This is a genomic window from Planktothrix prolifica NIVA-CYA 540, assembly GCF_963864145.1.
Taxonomy (GTDB): Bacteria; Cyanobacteriota; Cyanobacteriia; order Cyanobacteriales; family Microcoleaceae; genus Planktothrix; species Planktothrix agardhii.
In genome coordinates this window covers 5,288,950-5,308,437 of the sequence record NZ_CAWLTW010000001.1, presented here as the reverse complement: position 1 = coordinate 5,308,437, position 19,488 = coordinate 5,288,950, and the positions used below count along the sequence as shown (strand labels likewise).

The window sequence follows — 19,488 nt, the reverse complement described above, 5'->3', positions numbered from 1 at the left end:
GCGGGTTATGAAATTAAATATTAGCGATATTCTATCCTTTAATTATTCCCCCTATTCCCTCTTTTTTAAGGGGGTTATGGGTTATAATTTTGTTAACCGATCTAAACATAGTTTTAGACAGATTCCGACAGATTGAAATCTATCGCTACACAGACAAAACTCGCCTACGCGGGTTATGAAATTAAATATTAGCGATATTCTATCCTTTAATTATTCTCCCTATTCCCTCTTTTTTAAGGGGGTTATGGGTTATAATTTTGTTAACCGATCTAAACATAGTTGATGGGAAGAATTAAGTAAAGCTTGCCATGCTAATAATACCACTCCTAATGTTCCTAAAGCTGTGGCTGAGGCGATCGCAAAAATAATAATAATTTGATAACGCACCGCATCTAAAGGATTTGCCCCGGCTAAAATTTGACCCGTCATCATCCCAGGTAAACTGACAATTCCCATCACCATCATCGAATTAATCATCGGGATCATTCCGGTTTTAATAGCAGCTTTAACTTCTTCGTGGGTTGCTTCCCAACGGGTCGCTCCTAATGCTAATAAGGTTTCGATTTTTTGACGTTGATTAATTAAGGATTCCATGAATCTATCTAATCCTAAAGAAATTCCTGTGAGGGTATTTCCTAATACCATTCCCAATAAAGGAATAAAGTATTGTGGATCATACCAAGGTTGTACTTGAATAATTCCCAATGTGGTTAAATTAGTAATCAAAAATGATGATATAAAAACTGATAATAAACTTCTCCAATAAATTCCCACAAATCTCCGAGAAGTTCGATTAACACCAGAAATTCCCGCAATTGTTGTCATGATCATTGCTAAGGCAATAACCGGAAGGGGTTGGGATAAGGCAAACAGCCAATTTAAGACATATCCAATTAATAATAACTGCACCACCATTCGCACACTAGCAATAACTAATGATTGAGCTAGACCTAATTTTAGTCCTAAAGATAAGGCAATATTAATCACAATGAATAATACAGATAGGACTAATTGTTCTACAGTAATCGGAATATAACTACTAGACATTTTAGGATGAATGAGATATAATTATTGATCAGAAACTAATTCTTGTTGAACTTGAGTTACCCGGCGCAATTGTTTAGAATCATGACTTGTCCAAATACAAGCTCGTTCTGGGTTTTCAGTTAACCAACGTTGAATTAAAGACTCAACTTGTTGCGTGGTTCTAGGGTCTAAAGATGCGGTAGGTTCATCCAATAATAACACCAAGGGATCTAATTGTAATCCTCTAATTAATGCCACTAATTGTGTTTCTCCTCCCGATAGATTTTGGGTAGATTGTTGGAGGAAATCAGGCGATCGCCCCAGATCTAAAAACCAATTTTCTACCCGTTGCGGATTATAATATTTTTGATGATGAACCGATAGATCATAAATCCTTTTTAAATTTGTTTCTACCGTACCCTCTAATAATACCGGACGTTGATGTAAATAAATAACTAAAGAACGATATTGAGGGATATAACATTGGGTTAAAGGCCGATTTCCTAACTTAATTTCGCCTTCATTAATGGGATCTAAACCTGCTAAAGCCCTCATTAATAGGGTTTTTCCGGTTCCTGTAGCCCCGACTAAGCCCAAACACATCCCGGGGGATAATACCAAATTAACCCCTCGCCAAACCCATCGAGATTGAATTTTACGACCGAGATTAATAGCAGATAATTGGCTCATTGGATATTAAGAATTATGCTTTTCTATTCTATCAAAAACTTAAAGCGATTGATACAATTCTAAGTAATTCCTTACTTATATTCGTAGCAAAAAGTGAAACAACTTTTAGGAAATAAAGATTAGGAAACAAGTCACACCGCTAAAAATCGTTGGATGACTTCTTGACTTAAATCTTTTGTTGCACCGGAAGCTACAATTCCACCTTTTTGCATAGCATAATAACGGTCAGCTTGACGAACAAAATGCAAATGTTGTTCGACTAATAAAACGGATATTCCTGTTGTTTGAATGATTCCCCTCACCGCCGCTTCAATCTCTAAAATAATTGAAGGTTGAATCCCTTCTGTGGGTTCATCTAAAACTAATAATTGTGGTTTTCCCATTAACGCCCTAGCAATAGCTAACTGTTGTTGTTGTCCGCCACTTAAATCTCCTCCCATCCGAGATAACATAGTTTTTAAAACCGGAAATAATTCAAAAATTTGATCGGGAATTTCTGGTTTTCCTTTCGGTCTTTGGGGTAATGCTTCTAACCCTAATAATAGATTTTCTTTCACTGTCACCCTGGGAATAACTTCCCGTCCTTGGGGAACATAACCAATACCTAATCTAGCCCGTTTATTCGTTGAAACTTTATTAATGGGTTGACCTTTGAAATAAATCTCTCCAGTTTTGGGTTTGAGTAACCCCATAATACTTTTTAATAAAGTAGTTTTTCCCACGCCATTCCGCCCAATTAAACATACCATTTGTCCAGGGGGAACGTTTAAATCTACATCGCGTAAAATATGACTTTCCCCATAATAAACATTCAATCCAGATACTTTTAACATAATATTTGGCGGTGCTACAGATTCCATAACTGCTCCTTCTGTTCTTCCGATCATTTTGAAGTCCTCCTAATAATTAAAATTAAAATTTTCTATTATCTTAACTCTTAGTCATAGCCCCCGCTTACCAAGGGGGGTTGGGGGGTAACTCTTAGTCATAGCCCCCGCTTACCAAGGGGGGTTGGGGGGTAACTCTTAGTCATAGCCCCCGCTTACCAAGGGGGGTTGGGGGGTATTACTCCTCCTCTTGTTTACCCAAATAAACCTCAATCACCCTGGGGTCATTTTGAACTTCATCCATATCTCCTTGACATAATACCGAACCTTGATGTAAAACCGTCACAGTTCTGGCAATTTGTCGGACAAATTCCATATCATGTTCAATCACAATAATCGAGTGACTTTCTGCTAATGCTAACAGCAAATTACCCACATTTTCCGTTTCTTCATCCGTAAGTCCCGCCACGGGTTCATCTACTAATAATAAATCGGGAGATTGTGCTACTAACATCCCAATTTCTAACCGTTGTTTTTCCCCGTGAGACAGTAACGCCGCCGGAAAATCGGCTTTAGCAATTAACCCAATTGTATCTAAAAGTCCCGCAACGTTTCTAATTTCTGGCCCTGTAGTCCGTTGAAATAGGGTGGGAAATACATTTTTATTGCGGTTACAAGCTAAACCTAAATTATCTCTAACTGTTAAATTTAGATAAATTCTAGGGGTTTGAAATTTCCGCCCAACTCCAAAACAAGCAATTTGATATTCGGGCATTTTTTTTAAATTACGCCCTTTAAAAAATACCTGTCCGCTCGTGGGTTGAACTTTTCCGGTAATCACATCCAAAAAAGTAGTTTTACCCGCTCCATTGGGGCCAATAATTACTCGCAATTCCCCCACGTCCATACTAAATGTTAAGTGATTGAGGGCTTTGAATCCATCAAAACTGACGGTGACATCATTAATTTCTAAAATTTTAGCATTCATGGTTTTAATCTTTGGTTATTTTCTGTTCAAATTCCTCTCTTTCTAACTCTATTTCCTGGTCTTCTTCTAAACTGGGATAGGTCGCCACGGGCTTAGGAAATCCGAATAAGGCACGAATTTTATCAAAGCTAAAGTTTCGTACCCATCCCACAATTCCATCGGGTAATACCGTTACTACAATTAAGAATAATGCCCCTTGAAAAAATAGCCAAACCTCGGGGAATTGTTCACTTAAGACAGTTCTTCCCAAGCGCACTAATAGGGTTCCTAAAATTGCCCCAATTAAACTTCCTCGCCCTCCCACAGCCACCCAAATCACCATTTCAATAGAAAAGGCAACATCCATCGCATTCGGGGTAATAATTCCGGTTTGGACGGTATACAGAGCCCCGGCAATTCCGGCTAAAGCTCCAGAAATTGCAAAGACTAAAACCTTAAACCAAGTGGGATTATAACCGGAGAATCTCAAGCGAAATTCATCATCTCGAATCGCTATTAATAAGTTACCAAACCGTCCACTGGTTAACCAACGACAGATTAAATAGGTAGCAATTAAAAACAGAATTGTGATTTCATAAAATGCTAACTGAACCGGGGCAGAACCGACAACAAATCCAAAAATTTTATCGGTTTCTGTTTTTAACCCGTTGGTTCCATTAATGAGTTGTTGTTGACCATTAAAAAAGTTAAAGAAAACGATTAATGCCGCTTGGGTAATAATTGAAAAATATACCCCTTTAATTCGGTTTCTAAAGACTAAATACCCTAATAATCCGGCCACAATCCCCGGAATAATAATTACGGCAAAGAGGGTAAAGCTAAAGGAATAAAAGGGTTTCCACAACCACGGTAAATCATTGACTCCATAGAGGGTAAAAAAATCTGGGATTTCTCCGGCGGGAAGTTGCAATTTTAGGTACATGGCTAGGGCATAACCTCCTAATGCAAAAAAGATCCCATGTCCTAAACTCAATAATCCCGTATATCCCCAGATTAAATCAATTCCTAATGCGGCGATCGCTAAAGCTAAAAACCGACCCAATAATTGTAAGCGAAAGGTGGGTAAGATTAAGGGCATAATTATGGCAAAAAACAAGCCAAGCCCCATAATTATTGCCCCTTCAAGCAGCTTCTTTTGGTTCTTCTGCTTTTGGGTTGGAGGTAGAATAACATCATTGTTCATAGTTCGGCTGTTCTCCCTTTTTGTGGAAAGATTCCTGATGGTTTAACTTGTAAAAAGGCAATAATTAATACAAAAACTAATACTTTTGCCATACTGGTTGTGGCAAAAAAGTTGAAAAAATCAACAAAGAAAGGCGCGGCGTTCATGTTGGTTAATAATAACGCTAGAGTTCCTGAGCCGATTAAATAACTGGTAACACCAATGGCGAAGGAAGCAATCACTGTTCCCAGGAGATTTCCTACCCCGCCAACCACCACCACCATGAAGGTATCAACGATATAATTTTGTCCTGTATTGGGGCCGACTGAACCTAATAATGTAATCGCACATCCGGCAATTCCTGCGAGTCCTGAACCGATAGCAAAGGTCAGGGCATCAACGGTATCGGTGGGGATACCTAAACAGGCGCTCATGGTACGATTTTGGGTGACTGAACGAATCCTTAATCCCCAATTAGATCGGTTAAAAAACCAATAAATTCCGATTAAACAAAATATGGTTAAAACAATAATAAAAACCCGAGCATAGGGAATCTGAAATGTGCCTAATTCTAATCCCCCTCGCAACCAAGGAGGAGCAGTAACATCGACGTTTCTGGCACTAAACCAAGGTTTTGATAGGGCTTTTTGGCTTTGTCCAATTATTAATCCAATGGTTAGACCGATTCCTGATGATAATAGGAATAAAACTGAAACCGCCCACTTTTGAATATTCTCCCAATTGGGACGTCGCCGCAGTACCCATAATCCCCCAAAAAATAGCAGACAAAATATAACAATTCCGATCACAAATGTACTACTAACACTGCGAACAAATTGTTGCAAAATTAAACTAACTCCCCAAGTTGCTAATAAGGTTTCTAAGGGTCTTCCGTACAAAAATCTAATTACACCTCTTTCTAATGCTAATCCCGCTAAGGCTGTGACGATAAAGGCAATCGGAATGGCAAAAATAATATAGGTACTAAACAGAGGTTCTCCTAATGGTCTAAAAATATTTTGAACCACAAAAGTTGTATAGGCTCCTAACATAATTAATTCCCCGTGAGCGAGGTTAATTACACCCATGAGTCCAAAGACAATAGCCAGTCCTAATGCTGCCATTAACAACACCGAACCAATGCTAATGCCATTAAATATGGCTATTAATAAGTCTTGCATTTTTAAGAAAAATTCTAAATTAGGTCAGAAAACTGAAAGTTCCTTGATCTTTTCTAAGGGTAGATCTCCCTAAATCCCATTAAAAAGGGAGACTTTGACTTCTTTAATTTCCCCTTTTAATAAGGAAGACTTTAACTTCAAGTTCCCCCCTTTTAAGGGGGGCTAGGGGGGATCTAATCTAGGGTTAATTATGTCGTTTCCATTTTGTATTTTTCCCCTTTCTTGGGATCTGTCCAGTCACAACCAAAGCCTTTTGTGGCGGGAACAAATTGGTTCCAGGGAACTGGATCAACGGGGCCTTCTGTTGCCCAAACAATGTTAAATAATCCATCATCCCGTACCTGTCCCATCCGCACGGTTTTAGAAATATGATGGTTAGGGAACATCGTAACTTTGCCGCCAGGAGCATCGAAACTTTGACCGATAGCAGCTAATCTAACCTTATCTAAATCATCGGCTGTTCCCGCTTTTTCTACCGCTTGTTTCCACAAATACACCATCAAATAAGCAGCTTCCATCGGGTCATTTGTCACCCGGTCTGGCCCATATTCGGCTCTAAATGCTTCGACCCATTTCTTATTAATGGGAGTGTCAACGGTTTGGAAATAGTTCCAAGCGGCATAGTGACCTAAAAGGAATTCCTTACCAATTTGTCGCACTTCTTCTTCGGCAATACTTACCGACATCACCGGATATTTTTCCGGGGTCATTCCCGCCCCTTGTAACTGTTTGAAGAAAGCTACATTACTATCCCCATTCAAACTATTAAAAATCACACCGCCATCGGGTAATGCTTGTTTGATTTTAGTAATAATTGGAGTAACTTCCGTATTCCCTAACGGTAAGTAATCTTCCCCTACTGTTGTGCCACCAATAGCTGCTAATTGTTCCTTAATAATATTGTTAGCTGTGCGGGGAAAAACATAGTCAGAGCCAACTAAGAAAAACTCCTTACCCTTATTATCAAATAACCATTGTACGGCAGGTTCAATTTGTTGGTTAGGGGCGGCTCCAGTATAAAAAATGTTTTTAGAACATTCTTGACCTTCATATTGAACCGGATACCATAACATATGATTTCTGGATTCAAAGATATCTTTTACCGCTTTCCGACTGGCAGATGTCCAGCACCCAAAAACCGTGACAACCTTATCTTGATCGATTAATTTTTGGGCTTTTTCGGCAAAAGTTGGCCAGTCAGAAGCACCATCTTCAACTACGGCTTCAATTTGTTTACCGAGGACGCCACCATTGGCGTTAATTTCTTTAATGGCTAACTTCTCTGCTTCAACAACCGTGGTTTCACTAATTGCCATTGTTCCACTTAAGGAGTGAAGAATTCCCACCTTAATTGTATCGCCATTACTCGTAGGGGTTGCTGTGGGAGTTGCGGTGGAGGTTGAGCTAGTGGTATTATTGGTAGCAGGGTTGGCACATCCTTTCAGAAACAGGGTGCTTCCAAAGGCCGCCGAACCATAAACCAAGAATTTGCGTCTACCGAAATTTTTTTTCACGATGACTATTTAGCGATTTTACTTAAAATTTTCCTCGAAGAATAGGCTACTTTCTTTACCATATCTATAACCATGAGTTGGTTAAATTGAAACATCGAGCAGTAGATAAAAACACTTAAAAATTAACAATTTACTGCAATTCGATGAAGATATGGTATGGTCAATTTCCTATTCAGGCTTCGTATAATAAAGGAGTTTTGCATAGTAAATTGTAGTCTACAATACAAAATATTAATAATTAATAATCAAACCTTAGAAAAATCAATGACTCTTTAAATCAGTTGATGAGCTAGAGTATTTATTACATCAGCTTTTAAATGAAGGAGAGTTATTTTTTAAATGAGGACGTAAACTTAAAAACAAAGGTAATGCTATAATCACAGTTTAAATAAACAACAGCTTAATCAAAATATGAGCAAAAAAACCGAAAAATATGGGTCTTGGAAATCTCCCATTACCGCCGATTTAATCGTAGAAGGAACCGTTGGACTCGGTGGTTTAACCTGGGATGGGGATAATATTTATTGGACAGAAGGACGGTCATCAGAAGCGGGACGCAGTGTGATTGTTCGTTTGACTCCTGATAATCAATTAAGTGATGTGACTCCTCAGTCTTTTAATATTAGAACTCGGGTTCATGAATATGGGGGGGGTTCCTATATTGTTAATCAAGGAACAGTTTATTTTTCTAATTTTGTTGATCAACGTCTTTACAAACAGAACATTCAAGGAGAAAATACACCCTATCAAATTACTCCCAACCCTATCACCCCAGAAGCAGAATATCGTTATACGGATGGGGTAATTAATACTCAAAATCAACGGTTAATTTGTGTTAGAGAAGATCATACCGAAGGGGGAGAACCTGTTAATACCATTGTCAGTATTAATCTGAATAATAGTGAGGATATTCGGGTTTTAGTCGAGGGTAATGATTTTTATGCCTTTCCTCGTTTAAATCCCGATGGTAACAAATTATCTTGGATTTCATGGAATCATCCAAATATGCCTTGGGATGGGACGGAATTATGGGTTGCTGAGGTTAATTCTGAGGGGTTATTAGGAGAAAAAGTATTAATTGCGGGAGGTTTAGAAGAATCTATTTTTCAACCCCAATGGTCGCCAGATGGGGTGTTATATTTTGTAAGCGATCGCTCGAATTGGTGGAACTTATATCGCTATACTGGAAAGATAGAACCTCTATATCCCATGGCTGCGGAATTTGGTTTACCGCTTTGGGTTTTTGGAATGTCAACTTATGGGTTTAGTTCCGCAGAAAAGATTATTTGCACCTACAGTAAAAATGGGAATTGGTATCTAGCAAGTTTGGATACTAAAACTCTGAAATTAGAGGATATTGAGATACCTTATACTGCTATTGATGGCTTAACTGTTTCAGGAAATCAAGTGTTATTTATTGGCAGTTCTCCCATAGAAAGTAGTGCTATTGTGCAACTTAATTTAGACACGGGAGAACTCGAAGTATTACGACGTTCTAGTCAAATTGTACTAGATAAAGGCTATTTATCCGTACCTCAACCAATAGAATTCCCTACAGAAAATGGGAAAACTGCCTATGGATTTTTCTATCCTCCTCAAAACAAAGATTATCAAGTTTCAGAGGGGGAAAAACCGCCTTTAGTCGTTAAAAGTCATGGTGGGCCAACGGCGGCTACTTCTAGCAGTTTGAGCTTAAAAAATCAATACTGGACAAGTCGAGGATTTGCGGTTTTAGACGTCAATTATGGGGGAAGTACGGGTTACGGGCGGGAGTACCGTCAACGGTTAAATAAAAGTTGGGGAATTGTGGATGTGGATGATTGTTGTAATGGGGCAAAATATCTGGCAGAACAGGGTTTAGTCGATGGAAACCGCATGGCAATTGCTGGTGGAAGTGCGGGCGGTTATACCACTTTATGTGCTTTAACATTTAAGGATGTATTTAAAGCTGGCGCGAGTTATTATGGAGTTAGTGATTTAGCAGCTTTAGCAACGGATACCCATAAATTTGAATCCCGTTATTTAGATGGTTTAATTGGGGTTTATCCTGAAGAAAAGGCTATTTATCAACAGCGTTCTCCGATTTATTCTGTTGATAAATTATCCTGTCCGGTGATATTCTTTCAAGGGTCAGAGGATAAAATTGTGCCTCCCAACCAAGCAGAAATGATGGTAGAAGCGTTAAAAGCGAAAGGAGTTACGGTGGATTATGTTCTGTTTGAAGGAGAGCAACATGGCTTCAGAAAAGCCGAAAATATTAAACGTGCTATTGATGGTGAATTTGGTTTTTATGCCAAGGTTTTTGGTTTTTAATCCGCAAAATAACCACCATCAAACATAGGATAGGCTGCGTTTGTTACTAGCTATTGATGTTAAAAATCACGTTAAACGCAGTATTAGCTAAACGTTTGATCCCCCCTAATCCCCCTTAAAAAAGGGGGAACCGGACTTCAAGTTTCTCAAATAATTTGCTATAATTATAATAGTCTATAAACAGATAGCATGAATTATTATGTCTGTAACACCTGTTCAAGATCCGACTATTGATTTAACTGAAGTCATTACCGAGGATGATACTCCTGTGGATAATTTTCTATCTGCAAAGTTACAGCGTTTATTAGTTGAATGTTTATATAGTTCTTGGCAAAGATTAGGAGAAAATTCAACATTTTTAGCTGATGCAAATGTAGGCATTTTTTATGCACTCCGTCATCCTCCTATTGTACCCGATGTATTTTTATCTTTAGATGTTGAAGTTCCGCCAGATTTTCGAGAAAAACGAAATCGGACTTATTTTATTTGGGAGTTTGGGAAACCCCCAGATGTGGCAATTGAAATTGTTTCTAATCAAGAAGGAAATGAACTCGGTAGTAAGTTAATTAATTATGCCCGGATGCGGGTAACATATTATGTTGTGTTTGACCCGTTACAACAATTGGGCGATATTTTATTACGAGTTTATGTTTTACGCGAAGGACACTATCAATTATTAGAACCAACGGAAATTGAAAATCAATCAATATTTTGGTTAGAACAAATTAGTTTAGGATTAACTATTTGGTCAGGAATCTATGAAGAAAAACAGGATATTTGGTTACGGTGGTGTGATGATAAAGGGGTTATTATTCCCACGGGAAAAGAACGGGCTGAAAAGGAACATTTAAGGGCGGAATTGGCAGAACAATCTCGGCGTAACGCTATTCCTCGGTTAAGAGAAATGGGGTTAACAAATGAACAAATTGCTGAAGCGTTAGGTTTGGAGATTGGAGAGGTTTAACCCTCTTTTATCGACGTTTTCTCAAATTTATTTAGAGGATAGTGAAAAATGATCATAGAAACAGCGATCTTAAAAAATGTCGAAAAATTACCTGAATCTGTTAAACAAGCAGTGCTTGACTATACGGCATTTCTTGTGAACCAATACAATGAGGAAACACCTCAAATGGAGAAACCTACCAAGCGAGGAGGACTTGGAATTTGGAAAGGTAAAATCTGGATGGCAGATGATTTTGATGAACCTTTGGAAGATTTAAAGGATTATATGTAAACATGAATATTTTATTGGATACCCATACTTTTCTTTGGTACTTTCAAGATAGCGAAGAATTAAGTTATAAAGCGGCAGAAATTCTTGAAGATCCAAATAATACTCTCTGCTTGAGCATTGCCAGCTTGTGGGAAATTTCAATTAAGATTAATCTAGGGAAACTCAGGTTACAAAACTCTTTTTCTGAGCTAGAGGGAGTGTTACAACAACTAAAAATAGAGGTTTTGTCTATTACATTCTCTGATACAGAGTGCTATCTTAACTTGCCCCTGCATCATCGAGATCCTTTTGATCGCATTCTTGTTGCGCAAGCGATAAATCATTCTCTTATTTTAATTAGTCGTGATTCAGCCTTTGATTATTACCCAATTCAGAGGATATGGAAATAAAACAGACTTGGATTATTTATTATTAGACACAGAACGCCGTTTTCTAATTCCTTTGGTTAAAATTGCTAATAAAAATCCGACTAAAAAAGATAATTCTAAAGCTGGATTTTGAGTCGTTAACAGGAAAGACCCAACAATTGAAATAGCAGCTACCGTGTAAACAATCTGTTTGGGTTTCATTTTTTTAACCTTAAAGATCACAAAACTAGACAAAATGAATTATAATAAACTCTGTAGAAAGGCTAAATTTAACCTTTCTCAAGAGATAGGAGACTTCTAAAATTCGATGACTACAAATTCCCAACGTTATCATATTACAACTTTCGGCTGTCAGATGAACAAAGCCGACTCAGAACGCATGGCTGGCGTCTTAGAAGAAATGGGCTTTGATTTTACCGAAGATCCCAATGATGCTAATGTAATTCTTTATAATACTTGTACGATTCGAGATAATGCCGAACAAAAGGTTTATTCCTATTTAGGAAGACAGGCAAAACGTAAACAGGAAGAACCAAATTTAACAATTATTGTCGCCGGATGTGTTGCTCAACAGGAAGGAGAAACCTTACTACGTCGGGTTCCTGAAATAGATTTAGTCATGGGGCCACAACACGCTAACCGTTTACAAGACTTATTAGAACAGGTATTTCAAGGCAATCAAATTGTTGCCACAGAACCCATAGAAATCATCGAAGATATTACTAAACCCCGTCGAGATAGTGAAGTAACAGCCTGGGTTAATGTGATTTATGGTTGTAATGAACGTTGTACCTATTGTGTGGTTCCTAATGTACGCGGGATTGAACAATCGCGCCGACCGGAAGCCATTCGGGAAGAAATCGAAGCATTAAGCCGTTTGGGGTATAAAGAAATAACATTATTAGGGCAAAATATTGATGCCTACGGCCGCGATTTACCCGGTTCAAGTTCTGGCGGTCGGAATTTATATAATTTCACGGATTTATTATATTTTATTCATGATGTTCCTGGCATCGAACGGATTCGATTTGCTACCAGTCACCCCCGTTATTTTACCAAAAGATTAATTCAAGCCTGTGCAGAACTCCCGAAAATTTGTGAACATTTTCACATTCCCTTTCAGTCTGGAGATAATCAGCTTTTGAAGGCAATGGCGCGGGGTTATACTCAAGAAAAATATCGCCAAATTATTCATACCATTCGGGAATATATGCCCGATGCTTCTATTAGTGCTGATGCGATTGTGGGATTTCCTGGGGAAACCGAAGAACAGTTTCAAAATACCATGAAATTAGTTGATGATATTGGCTTCGATTTATTAAATACAGCAGCCTATTCTCCCCGTCCTGGGACTCCGGCGGCGTTGTGGGAAAATCAACTCAGTGAGGAGGTAAAAGCCGATCGTTTACAACAATTAAATCGTTTAGTTTCTGTGAAGGCGGCGGAACGTTCCCAGCGTTATTTGGGCAGAATTGAAGAAGTATTAGTCGAAGGCACAAATTCTAAAGATCCTTCTCAAGTTATGGGACGCACAAGGGGAAATCGTTTAACCTTTTTCTCTGGAAATTTAGCGGAATTGAAAGGTCAACAGGTGAAAGTGAAAATAACCCAGGTAAGACCCTTTAGTTTAACTGGGGAACCTGTTGAGTTGTGTATACCTGTATGACCGCTAAAAATGATTTGAGATTGGTGATTTTATCCTTGGGTTTGGGGTTGGTATTAACGGGAATTGGAGTCAGGGCGATCGCTTGTCAAAATTCGACGAATTTACCCCCCCAACCCTTTACCAATGGGGGATCTATTCCCCAACCGCAGGGGAATGGAGATTATCAGCGATCGCCCCATTCTTCCTGGGAAACTACCCAATCCAATACTCAAGGAATTGATTGTCGGATGTTAGGAAATACCAATTATTCACAATTAGAAAATCCCAGCAATAAAACCGAATTAAATATTGAAAATTGGCCTGTGGTGGGAAAACTTACCCCAGGACAAGACTTTGAAATCAATTTAGGCCCGGCGGGGTTTGGTGTGGTTTACGATACTAAACAACAACCTTGGATTTATGTTGAAAAAACCGATCAAACTAGCGCTCCTTCCCATTGTTTTGTGCGAGCTAATCGGCAGTTTGTACAACCGATTTCTGCTAAATAAATTATACCATAAAAACCTGGTTTTTTTGACAATACCGTAGTCTTTTTTTTATTAACCACAAAGGTACAAAGACACGAAGAAGGATAATCAGGGTTAAGGTATTTTTGGAAAGACTGGGTTTTTATTCATTACTAATTAATTTTACAACTTGCTAATTTTTCGGCTAAAATTTCTAGGTTTTTCCACCATTTTCCGGTGCTAACTATCCAATTGCGGGTGGGTAAATGTCCAACGGGAGCGGATATTTTATATTCGATGCCATAATCAGGATTATGGGGATTATAGGTTAACCATCCGACTTGCTGACAAAATTTTCCATAGTCTCCTTCCACTGTTTGATAAATTTGATTTTGGATACTAAATCCAAACCGACTATTACTATATTTTACCCAAAGATGATTAATAGTTTGCAGATCTTCACAGGGTAAATTTACTAAATCCTGGGCGTATAAATAGGTTTTTTTAGATTTTTTTAGGGCTTGACAGAGGACAGCCCAAGTTTCTTGATCCGCTTGTTTCCACCGTTTTTGAGCTAAGAGGGTTTGGAGTTGAGTATAATCGACTCCCACGGCTGATTTTAAAGGATCATTTAAGGGCTGATAGCCTAAATTTTGTTTAATTCTCTCTAATAAATTAGGCGTTTTAGCAGGAGTCTGGATGACTTTTGCAGATGTTTTTTTAATCGGAATAACGGGTTTAACCGCTAGTTTGACAGGGGTTTCAGAAGATTCAATTGCTGTTAAGGCTTCTTCGGCGGATTTATAACGTTGATTAATGGCGGTCGCAATTAATTTATTTAAAACGGTTTCTAAGCGATCGCTAATAATTTGTTGCGGGGGTAAATAACTCCGCCAATTCCATTTTTCATCATGATCATCATATAATCTTCCAGGGGAAATTCCCGTGATTAAATATAAACAAGTTAGCCCTAAACTATACAAATCACTGGCGGGATAAACCTTTCCTCTCATTTGTTCAGGAGATGCAAAATCCGGTGTTCCGATCCTAGTTCCACTCTCAAGTAGGGCAGTTCCTGTTAATAGTTTGGCGATGCCAAAATCAATTAAAACAATGTCATTTTCATTAAGATTTTTACCAATTTTAAGATCAGAATTTTCCTCTGGGAAAATATTACTAATTTTTTGTTTGAGTTTGGCACTAATTTGAGCCTGTTCCTGATCTCCCATTGGAATAGTAGCAGGAATTTGGGTTAAATCTACAACCGTATCTAAGGAGTTTTCACCAGAGGAGGGGAGAGAACAACGCCGCATCAAATTAGCAGGTTTAATATCTCGATGAATAATATTTTGTTCATGAATAAATTGTAAAATAGGCAGAATTTGTTTTAAAACTTGCCAAATTTTTTGTTCTGTAAATAATCCATCTTGTTTTAATTCATCAAATAGGGTTTTTCCCTGAATATATTCTTGAATAATAAACAATTGTTTGTTTTGTTCAAAATGTGCTAATAGTTGGGGAATTTGAGGATGTTTTCCCAATTGATCTAAACGGACTGCTTCCTGACGAAATAATTTAGCGGCGGTTTGATAATCCTGGGGGTTTTCATATTGTACAAAGAATTGTTTAATCACACAATAGGGATGGGAAGGAATTTGTTGATCAATTGCCAAAAATGTCCGACCAAAACCGCCCCGGCTTAAAGGTTTTATGGCGAGATAACGGTTTTGGAGTAATAGAAATTGACCACAACCTTGACAATATTCGGCTGAGTTGAGATTTTCTGGATGAGAACATCCTACGGTCATACAATAACTCATCGCAGGTGAGGGAATATATTGTTGAGTCGATAATAACACAACTGTGAGTGTTGTTGCGCTTAAGCGCACTCTTACAAGAGGTCTTAAAAACAACAACAAACACCATTATAAATTAAAAACTTCCGCAATTTGACAAAATCCTTCAACTTCTAAACCTGCGGTAATATAACGGGGTTTATGGATTAATTGATCACTATATTCTAAGATATTAGCAACTCCAATAGACTGAGGAAATAACTCAGAATTAAATAGAGTTTGATCATTAGGACTATCGCCAACGGTAAGAATTTGTTCGGGGGTTAAGTCTGACCAATATTGTTGAATAACCTTTAATAATCCCGTGGCTTTATCCTGGTTTTTAGGTTTAATATGACATTGAACAGTGCTATAGGTAAATCCCCAACCTAATTCTGCACAGAGTTCTGTTAATTGCTGAATTTCAGATAAACTAATATTTTGAATATCAAATGTCCAATCCGTAAACCGAAAATGATTATCTTCGGAAGCCTGGAGATGGGGATACTGAACTTGGAGAATTTGAAACGCTTGGGCTAAATTTTGCCGATGTTGGGATAGGGAATTTAAAGAGATTAAAAATTGCGGCTGGTCAGACTCCAAGGGATAATATAAACCGCCATTTTCTGCGATCGCACCTGTCACCGGAAGATAATTTTTTAAGGCTTGTACCCATCCCGCCGAACGTCCTGTAATTAAAATTACCGGAATTTTAGCCTGTTTTAATTCAAACAATGCTTGTAATAAATCAGGAGTAAATTTTCCGTTTTGGGTCAAAGTTCCATCAATATCCGTTGCAATTAAACGAATATTATCGAGTGCATTGGCTTGTATGGCTTCGCTCAATGGCGTTAAGGACATGGACACAACCCCCACATAAGTTACTCCAGTATTTTACTTACAGGGGGCCAGAAAAACGGAGAGGGTGGGATTCGAACCCACGAGGAACCGTAAAGCCCCTAACACATTTCGAGTGTGTCGCATTCGACCAACTCTGCCACCTCTCCAAGTTGGAAATGATCTAGATCTGATTCTAAACCACTTTTTGAATTATATCAAAGAAAGGAACCATCTGTTTGATCAAAATCTAAAGTTGTTTCAAAACCCTGGGTCGGCGTCCATCTTAAAGCCCCATCTCGACCCGTCCAGAAGATTTGAGTTTGCTGTTGATTCAGGGTTTCTACGGTTTTCGGATCAATGGAATTGGAAGAAGCGATCGCAATTTTAGGCGTTAATACTGATAAAAGTTCCGGGGTTAAGGATTCTCCCGACCACCATAAAACCTGAGTTGACTTGAGCTTTTGAATCAACTGTTGTTGTTCAGAAATGGAAGTTTCTCCTAGTAATGTCCAAAGATTTTGACCAATTTTAAATTGAATTACTGGAGGTTGAGCATTTAATAACTCCAGTTCTACAGAACCTAACATAATCGGTTGACCGACAGTTAGGGAAACATAATTTCCTTTTTGTTGGGCTAAGGCTTTTAGAATGATTTCATTGGTGGCTTGATAGTTTTTTTTCGGAGTAGGATTATCATAAAAAGTTTGAATCGGAATATTTTCTAAAATCAACGGCCAACCAATACTTAAACCCAGTTGGGAATGGGTAGCTACGGCGTTATTAATAGCATTAATCCCTTGGGCATTTAAAAAGGGTAAAATTGCAAATTTAGCGGTGTTCTGACTCCCACTATTGATTAAGGTAACTTGTCCTTTTTCTTCAATCACTAAAATCGGTTCTTGAGGGGTACTGAGAAGGGTAGCTTGAAACCCTAGGGTTTTAGTATACCAACTGGGGATAATCACAATCAATAGGGCTAAGGTGACGGCAAAGAGAACAGGAATAAATTGGGTTTTTGATCGGGAAAATTTGGGGTTTGATGCCGGATTAATCCAGGTAAAATAAACCCAAATTATCACAATTAAACTATAGAGAGTTATTAATTGAATCAGTGAAATACTCCCAACTGCAATCGAATTTCCTGGGAGTTGACTAAAATATTTGGCGATTTCAATTAAACCTAAAATTGGATAATTAAGAAATTGGGCGATCGCACTTCCAAAACTGGGTATTAATAAAGCGGATAAAGCACTCGCCATCCCTCCTAATGTGATAATAGAAATTAGGGGAGATGCGATAATATTAACCAGAATACTATAGGGAGATAATACTTTAAAAAAATAGAGTTGCAAAGGTAATGTCCAGATTAGTGCTGATAAAGGAACAGCAATTAAAGATGCGAAGAAAGGGGGCATCCAATTTAATCTTTCCATTAAGGCAGGAACCGTAACCATTAATCCTAAAGTTGCTAAAAAACTGAGTTGAAATCCAATATCATAAATCCAAGTTGGATTAGCAATTAATAATAAGATAGCAACAATTAATAATACGTTTAAAGGTTTAGTTTGACGTTGGGTTAACAGGGCAATTAATACCGCTAAACCCATTAATGTTGCTCGTAATACCGAGGGAGAAATTCCCGTTAATCCCAAATAAATTAGTAGAGTTAATAATCCTAAACCAAATCTAATCCTTGGGGAAAACTTTTGAGTAATAGCTAAAATAACTCCCAATAAAAATGATACTTGAAATCCTGAAGCTGCTAAAATATGAGCCAGTCCAACTTGAACAAAAATATCTCTAATATCGTAGGGTAAATCAACAGCTAAACGTCCTAAGACCATCGCGCTTAATAGGGAACCTTTGGGAACTCCTAATAATTGAGCTTGAGCGCGGGTAATCCGTTGGCGAATTTTCCATAGTCCCCAAGGAGGGGGTTGACTATCATCATGACTAATATAACGTCCTCGAAGTCCGGTAAATGATCCCTGTTGAGCGAGATAGTTTTGAAAATCAAATCCTCCTGGGTTAGAAGGGGGTTGAGGTTTGTATAAACTTCCAGTAATTGCTATACTTTCCCCCGGATATAATCCCGTAGCTTTTAATAGGGGAACAGTCACATAAACCAAACCACTAACATCTTTACTAACGGCAATGGTCGTATTATTATTAGTAATTTCATTAACTTGATTAACCTGTAGCCAAAATTGTCCCCGTCCCGAACGAGTTAACCGAGGAATACTGCTAACTTCTCCCCGAACCGTAATTAATAAATCTTGGCTATTTCCACTATTAATAATTAACTGACTAATATCATTTGTCGCGGGTTGAGGCGTTCTGATTTGTAAATAAACACTGGCTAAAAAAGCAATAATTCCGGCTAATAACCACACCCAAAAGGGAATTTTAGGACGGGGAATTTTAGGGATTTTATCTACAAATTCAATTGGATCAGTTAGGGCATCTTTGCGGGTTTGTTTTTGCCGAGTAAATTGTTTAATTCGAGCTTGACGGGATTGTTTTTGTTGATAAACTTGTTTTAGGGCGGTGGCTATTGCCAATATAATTCCTAAACCTAATATTGCATAATTTCCCCCAGGAATTACACCCACTAGCAAACCTAAGAGATAAGCAAAAGCCAGAATTAAAATCACCGTCTGATTCATGATATAGCAGGGAACAGGGAACAGGGAACACCGGAACAGCCCCCCCAAACCCCCCGTGCACGGGGGGCTAGGGGGGGAGGGAACACCGGGGGAAAATACTTCACTGTCTGGGTTACAAGATCCGTCTGGTGTCCTAACTGCCTTGGCGGTTGCTATATGACAAAATAGGGATCAGGGGGAGTTTCTTGGTTTCAATAGCCAACCGTCAACAATATTAGATCGACAATCCTAACTTTAAACCTAAAACGGTATGGACTAACATTAATCCTAAGATAACGGTTCCAATATAAGCATGGGTCGCCCTAAAACCAGAGTTATCTTTGTTAAATCCGGTAAAAGCAATCAGACTATTAGTTAATAACAATCCTAATAATATTGTTCCTGTCCAGAAGTGGGGACTTTCTAAAATGGGTTCTTTTTGCATTACTAAAGATAATAAACCTCCCGTGTAGCCTAATGCCAAAAATAAAAACATTAAAGGGGCGAGTTTTCGGTGGTCAGCACGATTTTTTAAGGCGACTTCCTTATCTGCTGCGAGACGCCCGCGCCATCCCGTCCAACCCACATAACTCCCCATCGTAAAAATAACGGTTCCCATCATCACCGGATGTCCCCAATGGGTGATAGGTTCGGGAATACCTAAACCCCGAAATAGATTAGCAATGGGTTCTAAAAGTTCAACTAAATTCATATTTTTTATTCAAAAGCCAATTAGATTTCCATAGTTTAGTT

The 19,488-nt window shown here is 38.3% G+C and carries 18 protein-coding genes and 1 tRNA gene; 6 read left to right on the top strand and 13 right to left on the bottom strand.

The window, feature by feature from the left end; translation table 11 throughout:
- Window positions 1–249: 249 nt before the first annotated feature.
- From AC559H_RS23710 to urtA, 7 genes are all read right to left on the bottom strand, one after another.
- The gene (locus AC559H_RS23710; protein WP_026794716.1) at window positions 250–1,047 is read right to left on the bottom strand and encodes an ABC transporter permease; all 798 of its coding nucleotides are present in this window, start codon (window positions 1,045–1,047) and stop codon (window positions 250–252) included.
- A gap of 21 nt (window positions 1,048–1,068) precedes the next feature.
- A complete protein-coding gene (locus AC559H_RS23705) occupies window positions 1,069–1,716 on the bottom strand; it encodes an ABC transporter ATP-binding protein (protein ID WP_026794717.1) in 648 nt (215 codons plus the stop codon).
- Window positions 1,717–1,847: 131 nt separating this feature from the next.
- Window positions 1,848–2,549, bottom strand: a complete 702-nt coding sequence (urtE, locus tag AC559H_RS23700; protein WP_036833032.1) for an urea ABC transporter ATP-binding subunit UrtE — start codon at window positions 2,547–2,549, stop codon at window positions 1,848–1,850.
- A 232-nt stretch (window positions 2,550–2,781) separates the two neighbouring features.
- Window positions 2,782–3,531 carry an urea ABC transporter ATP-binding protein UrtD gene (gene urtD / locus AC559H_RS23695; protein ID WP_026794719.1) on the bottom strand — a complete coding sequence of 250 codons (750 nt, stop codon included), beginning with the start codon at window positions 3,529–3,531 and terminating at the stop codon, window positions 2,782–2,784.
- Window positions 3,532–3,535: 4 nt separating this feature from the next.
- Complete coding sequence (gene urtC / locus AC559H_RS23690) at window positions 3,536–4,714, bottom strand: urea ABC transporter permease subunit UrtC (protein WP_026794720.1); 1,179 nt, start codon at window positions 4,712–4,714, stop codon at window positions 3,536–3,538.
- A complete protein-coding gene (urtB, locus tag AC559H_RS23685; protein WP_026794721.1) occupies window positions 4,711–5,874 on the bottom strand; it encodes an urea ABC transporter permease subunit UrtB in 1,164 nt (387 codons plus the stop codon). The genes urtC and urtB overlap by 4 nt, the downstream gene beginning before the upstream one ends.
- 188 nt (window positions 5,875–6,062) lie before the next feature.
- The gene (gene urtA, locus AC559H_RS23680) at window positions 6,063–7,391 is read right to left on the bottom strand and encodes an urea ABC transporter substrate-binding protein (protein ID WP_422630662.1); all 1,329 of its coding nucleotides are present in this window, start codon (window positions 7,389–7,391) and stop codon (window positions 6,063–6,065) included.
- A 408-nt stretch (window positions 7,392–7,799) separates the two neighbouring features.
- Here urtA and AC559H_RS23675 point away from each other — a divergent pair, with 408 nt between their 5' ends.
- The 4 genes from AC559H_RS23675 (at window position 7,800) to AC559H_RS23660 (ending at window position 11,324) form a co-directional block, all read left to right on the top strand.
- Window positions 7,800–9,701, top strand: a complete 1,902-nt coding sequence (locus AC559H_RS23675) for a S9 family peptidase (RefSeq protein WP_026794723.1) — start codon at window positions 7,800–7,802, stop codon at window positions 9,699–9,701.
- Between the two features lie 199 nt (window positions 9,702–9,900).
- Window positions 9,901–10,665 carry a Uma2 family endonuclease gene (locus AC559H_RS23670; protein ID WP_026794724.1) on the top strand — a complete coding sequence of 255 codons (765 nt, stop codon included), beginning with the start codon at window positions 9,901–9,903 and terminating at the stop codon, window positions 10,663–10,665.
- A gap of 48 nt (window positions 10,666–10,713) precedes the next feature.
- Window positions 10,714–10,935, top strand: a complete 222-nt coding sequence (gene vapB, locus AC559H_RS23665) for a type II toxin-antitoxin system VapB family antitoxin (RefSeq protein ID WP_233423056.1) — start codon at window positions 10,714–10,716, stop codon at window positions 10,933–10,935.
- A 2-nt stretch (window positions 10,936–10,937) separates the two neighbouring features.
- Window positions 10,938–11,324, top strand: coding sequence for a type II toxin-antitoxin system VapC family toxin (locus AC559H_RS23660; RefSeq protein ID WP_026794726.1), 387 nt, complete (start codon window positions 10,938–10,940; stop codon window positions 11,322–11,324).
- A 12-nt stretch (window positions 11,325–11,336) separates the two neighbouring features.
- Here AC559H_RS23660 and AC559H_RS23655 read toward each other — a convergent pair whose 3' ends face one another.
- Window positions 11,337–11,504 carry a hypothetical protein gene (locus AC559H_RS23655; protein ID WP_155806288.1) on the bottom strand — a complete coding sequence of 56 codons (168 nt, stop codon included), beginning with the start codon at window positions 11,502–11,504 and terminating at the stop codon, window positions 11,337–11,339.
- A 106-nt stretch (window positions 11,505–11,610) separates the two neighbouring features.
- Between AC559H_RS23655 and miaB the strand changes: the two genes are divergently transcribed.
- Window positions 11,611–12,969 (top strand): tRNA (N6-isopentenyl adenosine(37)-C2)-methylthiotransferase MiaB, encoded by a 1,359-nt coding sequence (miaB, locus tag AC559H_RS23650; RefSeq protein ID WP_026794727.1) that lies wholly within the window; start codon window positions 11,611–11,613, stop codon window positions 12,967–12,969.
- Window positions 12,966–13,457 (top strand): hypothetical protein, encoded by a 492-nt coding sequence (locus AC559H_RS23645; RefSeq protein ID WP_051319674.1) that lies wholly within the window; start codon window positions 12,966–12,968, stop codon window positions 13,455–13,457. Before miaB ends, AC559H_RS23645 begins: the two co-directional genes overlap by 4 nt.
- A 131-nt stretch (window positions 13,458–13,588) precedes the next feature.
- Here the strand turns inward: AC559H_RS23645 and AC559H_RS23640 are convergent, their stop codons facing one another.
- The 5 genes from AC559H_RS23640 to AC559H_RS23620 all read right to left on the bottom strand — a co-directional run bounded on the left by AC559H_RS23640 (window position 13,589) and on the right by AC559H_RS23620 (window position 19,447).
- Window positions 13,589–15,274, bottom strand: coding sequence for a serine/threonine-protein kinase (locus AC559H_RS23640; protein ID WP_233423057.1), 1,686 nt, complete (start codon window positions 15,272–15,274; stop codon window positions 13,589–13,591).
- Window positions 15,275–15,340: 66 nt separating this feature from the next.
- Window positions 15,341–16,111 carry an HAD family hydrolase gene (locus AC559H_RS23635; RefSeq protein WP_026794730.1) on the bottom strand — a complete coding sequence of 257 codons (771 nt, stop codon included), beginning with the start codon at window positions 16,109–16,111 and terminating at the stop codon, window positions 15,341–15,343.
- Between the two features lie 56 nt (window positions 16,112–16,167).
- A tRNA-Ser gene (locus AC559H_RS23630) sits at window positions 16,168–16,257 on the bottom strand.
- 48 nt (window positions 16,258–16,305) lie between these two features.
- Window positions 16,306–18,756: a ComEC/Rec2 family competence protein gene (locus AC559H_RS23625; RefSeq protein ID WP_026794731.1), complete on the bottom strand. Its 2,451-nt coding sequence runs from the start codon at window positions 18,754–18,756 to the stop codon at window positions 16,306–16,308.
- 214 nt (window positions 18,757–18,970) lie between these two features.
- Window positions 18,971–19,447, bottom strand: coding sequence for a DUF4079 domain-containing protein (locus AC559H_RS23620; protein WP_026786098.1), 477 nt, complete (start codon window positions 19,445–19,447; stop codon window positions 18,971–18,973).
- Between the last annotated feature and the right edge of the window lie 41 nt (window positions 19,448–19,488).

What these genes read in the sequence shown, in the direction of transcription:
- AC559H_RS23710 (WP_026794716.1), bottom strand. Translation starts at nt 1,047, where the DNA reads ATGTCTAGTAGTTATATTCCGATTACTGTAGAACAATTAGTCCTATCT.
- AC559H_RS23625 (WP_026794731.1), bottom strand. Translation starts at nt 18,756, where the DNA reads ATGAATCAGACGGTGATTTTAATTCTGGCTTTTGCTTATCTCTTAGGT.
- AC559H_RS23655 (WP_155806288.1), bottom strand. Translation starts at nt 11,504, where the DNA reads ATGAAACCCAAACAGATTGTTTACACGGTAGCTGCTATTTCAATTGTT.
- AC559H_RS23620 (WP_026786098.1), bottom strand. Translation starts at nt 19,447, where the DNA reads ATGAATTTAGTTGAACTTTTAGAACCCATTGCTAATCTATTTCGGGGT.
- urtD (WP_026794719.1), bottom strand. Translation starts at nt 3,531, where the DNA reads ATGAATGCTAAAATTTTAGAAATTAATGATGTCACCGTCAGTTTTGAT.
- urtB (WP_026794721.1), bottom strand. Translation starts at nt 5,874, where the DNA reads ATGCAAGACTTATTAATAGCCATATTTAATGGCATTAGCATTGGTTCG.
- urtE (WP_036833032.1), bottom strand. Translation starts at nt 2,549, where the DNA reads ATGTTAAAAGTATCTGGATTGAATGTTTATTATGGGGAAAGTCATATT.
- AC559H_RS23670 (WP_026794724.1), top strand. Translation starts at nt 9,901, where the DNA reads ATGTCTGTAACACCTGTTCAAGATCCGACTATTGATTTAACTGAAGTC.
- urtC (WP_026794720.1), bottom strand. Translation starts at nt 4,714, where the DNA reads ATGAACAATGATGTTATTCTACCTCCAACCCAAAAGCAGAAGAACCAA.
- AC559H_RS23675 (WP_026794723.1), top strand. Translation starts at nt 7,800, where the DNA reads ATGAGCAAAAAAACCGAAAAATATGGGTCTTGGAAATCTCCCATTACC.
- miaB (WP_026794727.1), top strand. Translation starts at nt 11,611, where the DNA reads ATGACTACAAATTCCCAACGTTATCATATTACAACTTTCGGCTGTCAG.
- vapB (WP_233423056.1), top strand. Translation starts at nt 10,714, where the DNA reads ATGATCATAGAAACAGCGATCTTAAAAAATGTCGAAAAATTACCTGAA.
- AC559H_RS23705 (WP_026794717.1), bottom strand. Translation starts at nt 1,716, where the DNA reads ATGAGCCAATTATCTGCTATTAATCTCGGTCGTAAAATTCAATCTCGA.
- AC559H_RS23635 (WP_026794730.1), bottom strand. Translation starts at nt 16,111, where the DNA reads ATGTCCTTAACGCCATTGAGCGAAGCCATACAAGCCAATGCACTCGAT.
- AC559H_RS23660 (WP_026794726.1), top strand. Translation starts at nt 10,938, where the DNA reads ATGAATATTTTATTGGATACCCATACTTTTCTTTGGTACTTTCAAGAT.
- AC559H_RS23645 (WP_051319674.1), top strand. Translation starts at nt 12,966, where the DNA reads ATGACCGCTAAAAATGATTTGAGATTGGTGATTTTATCCTTGGGTTTG.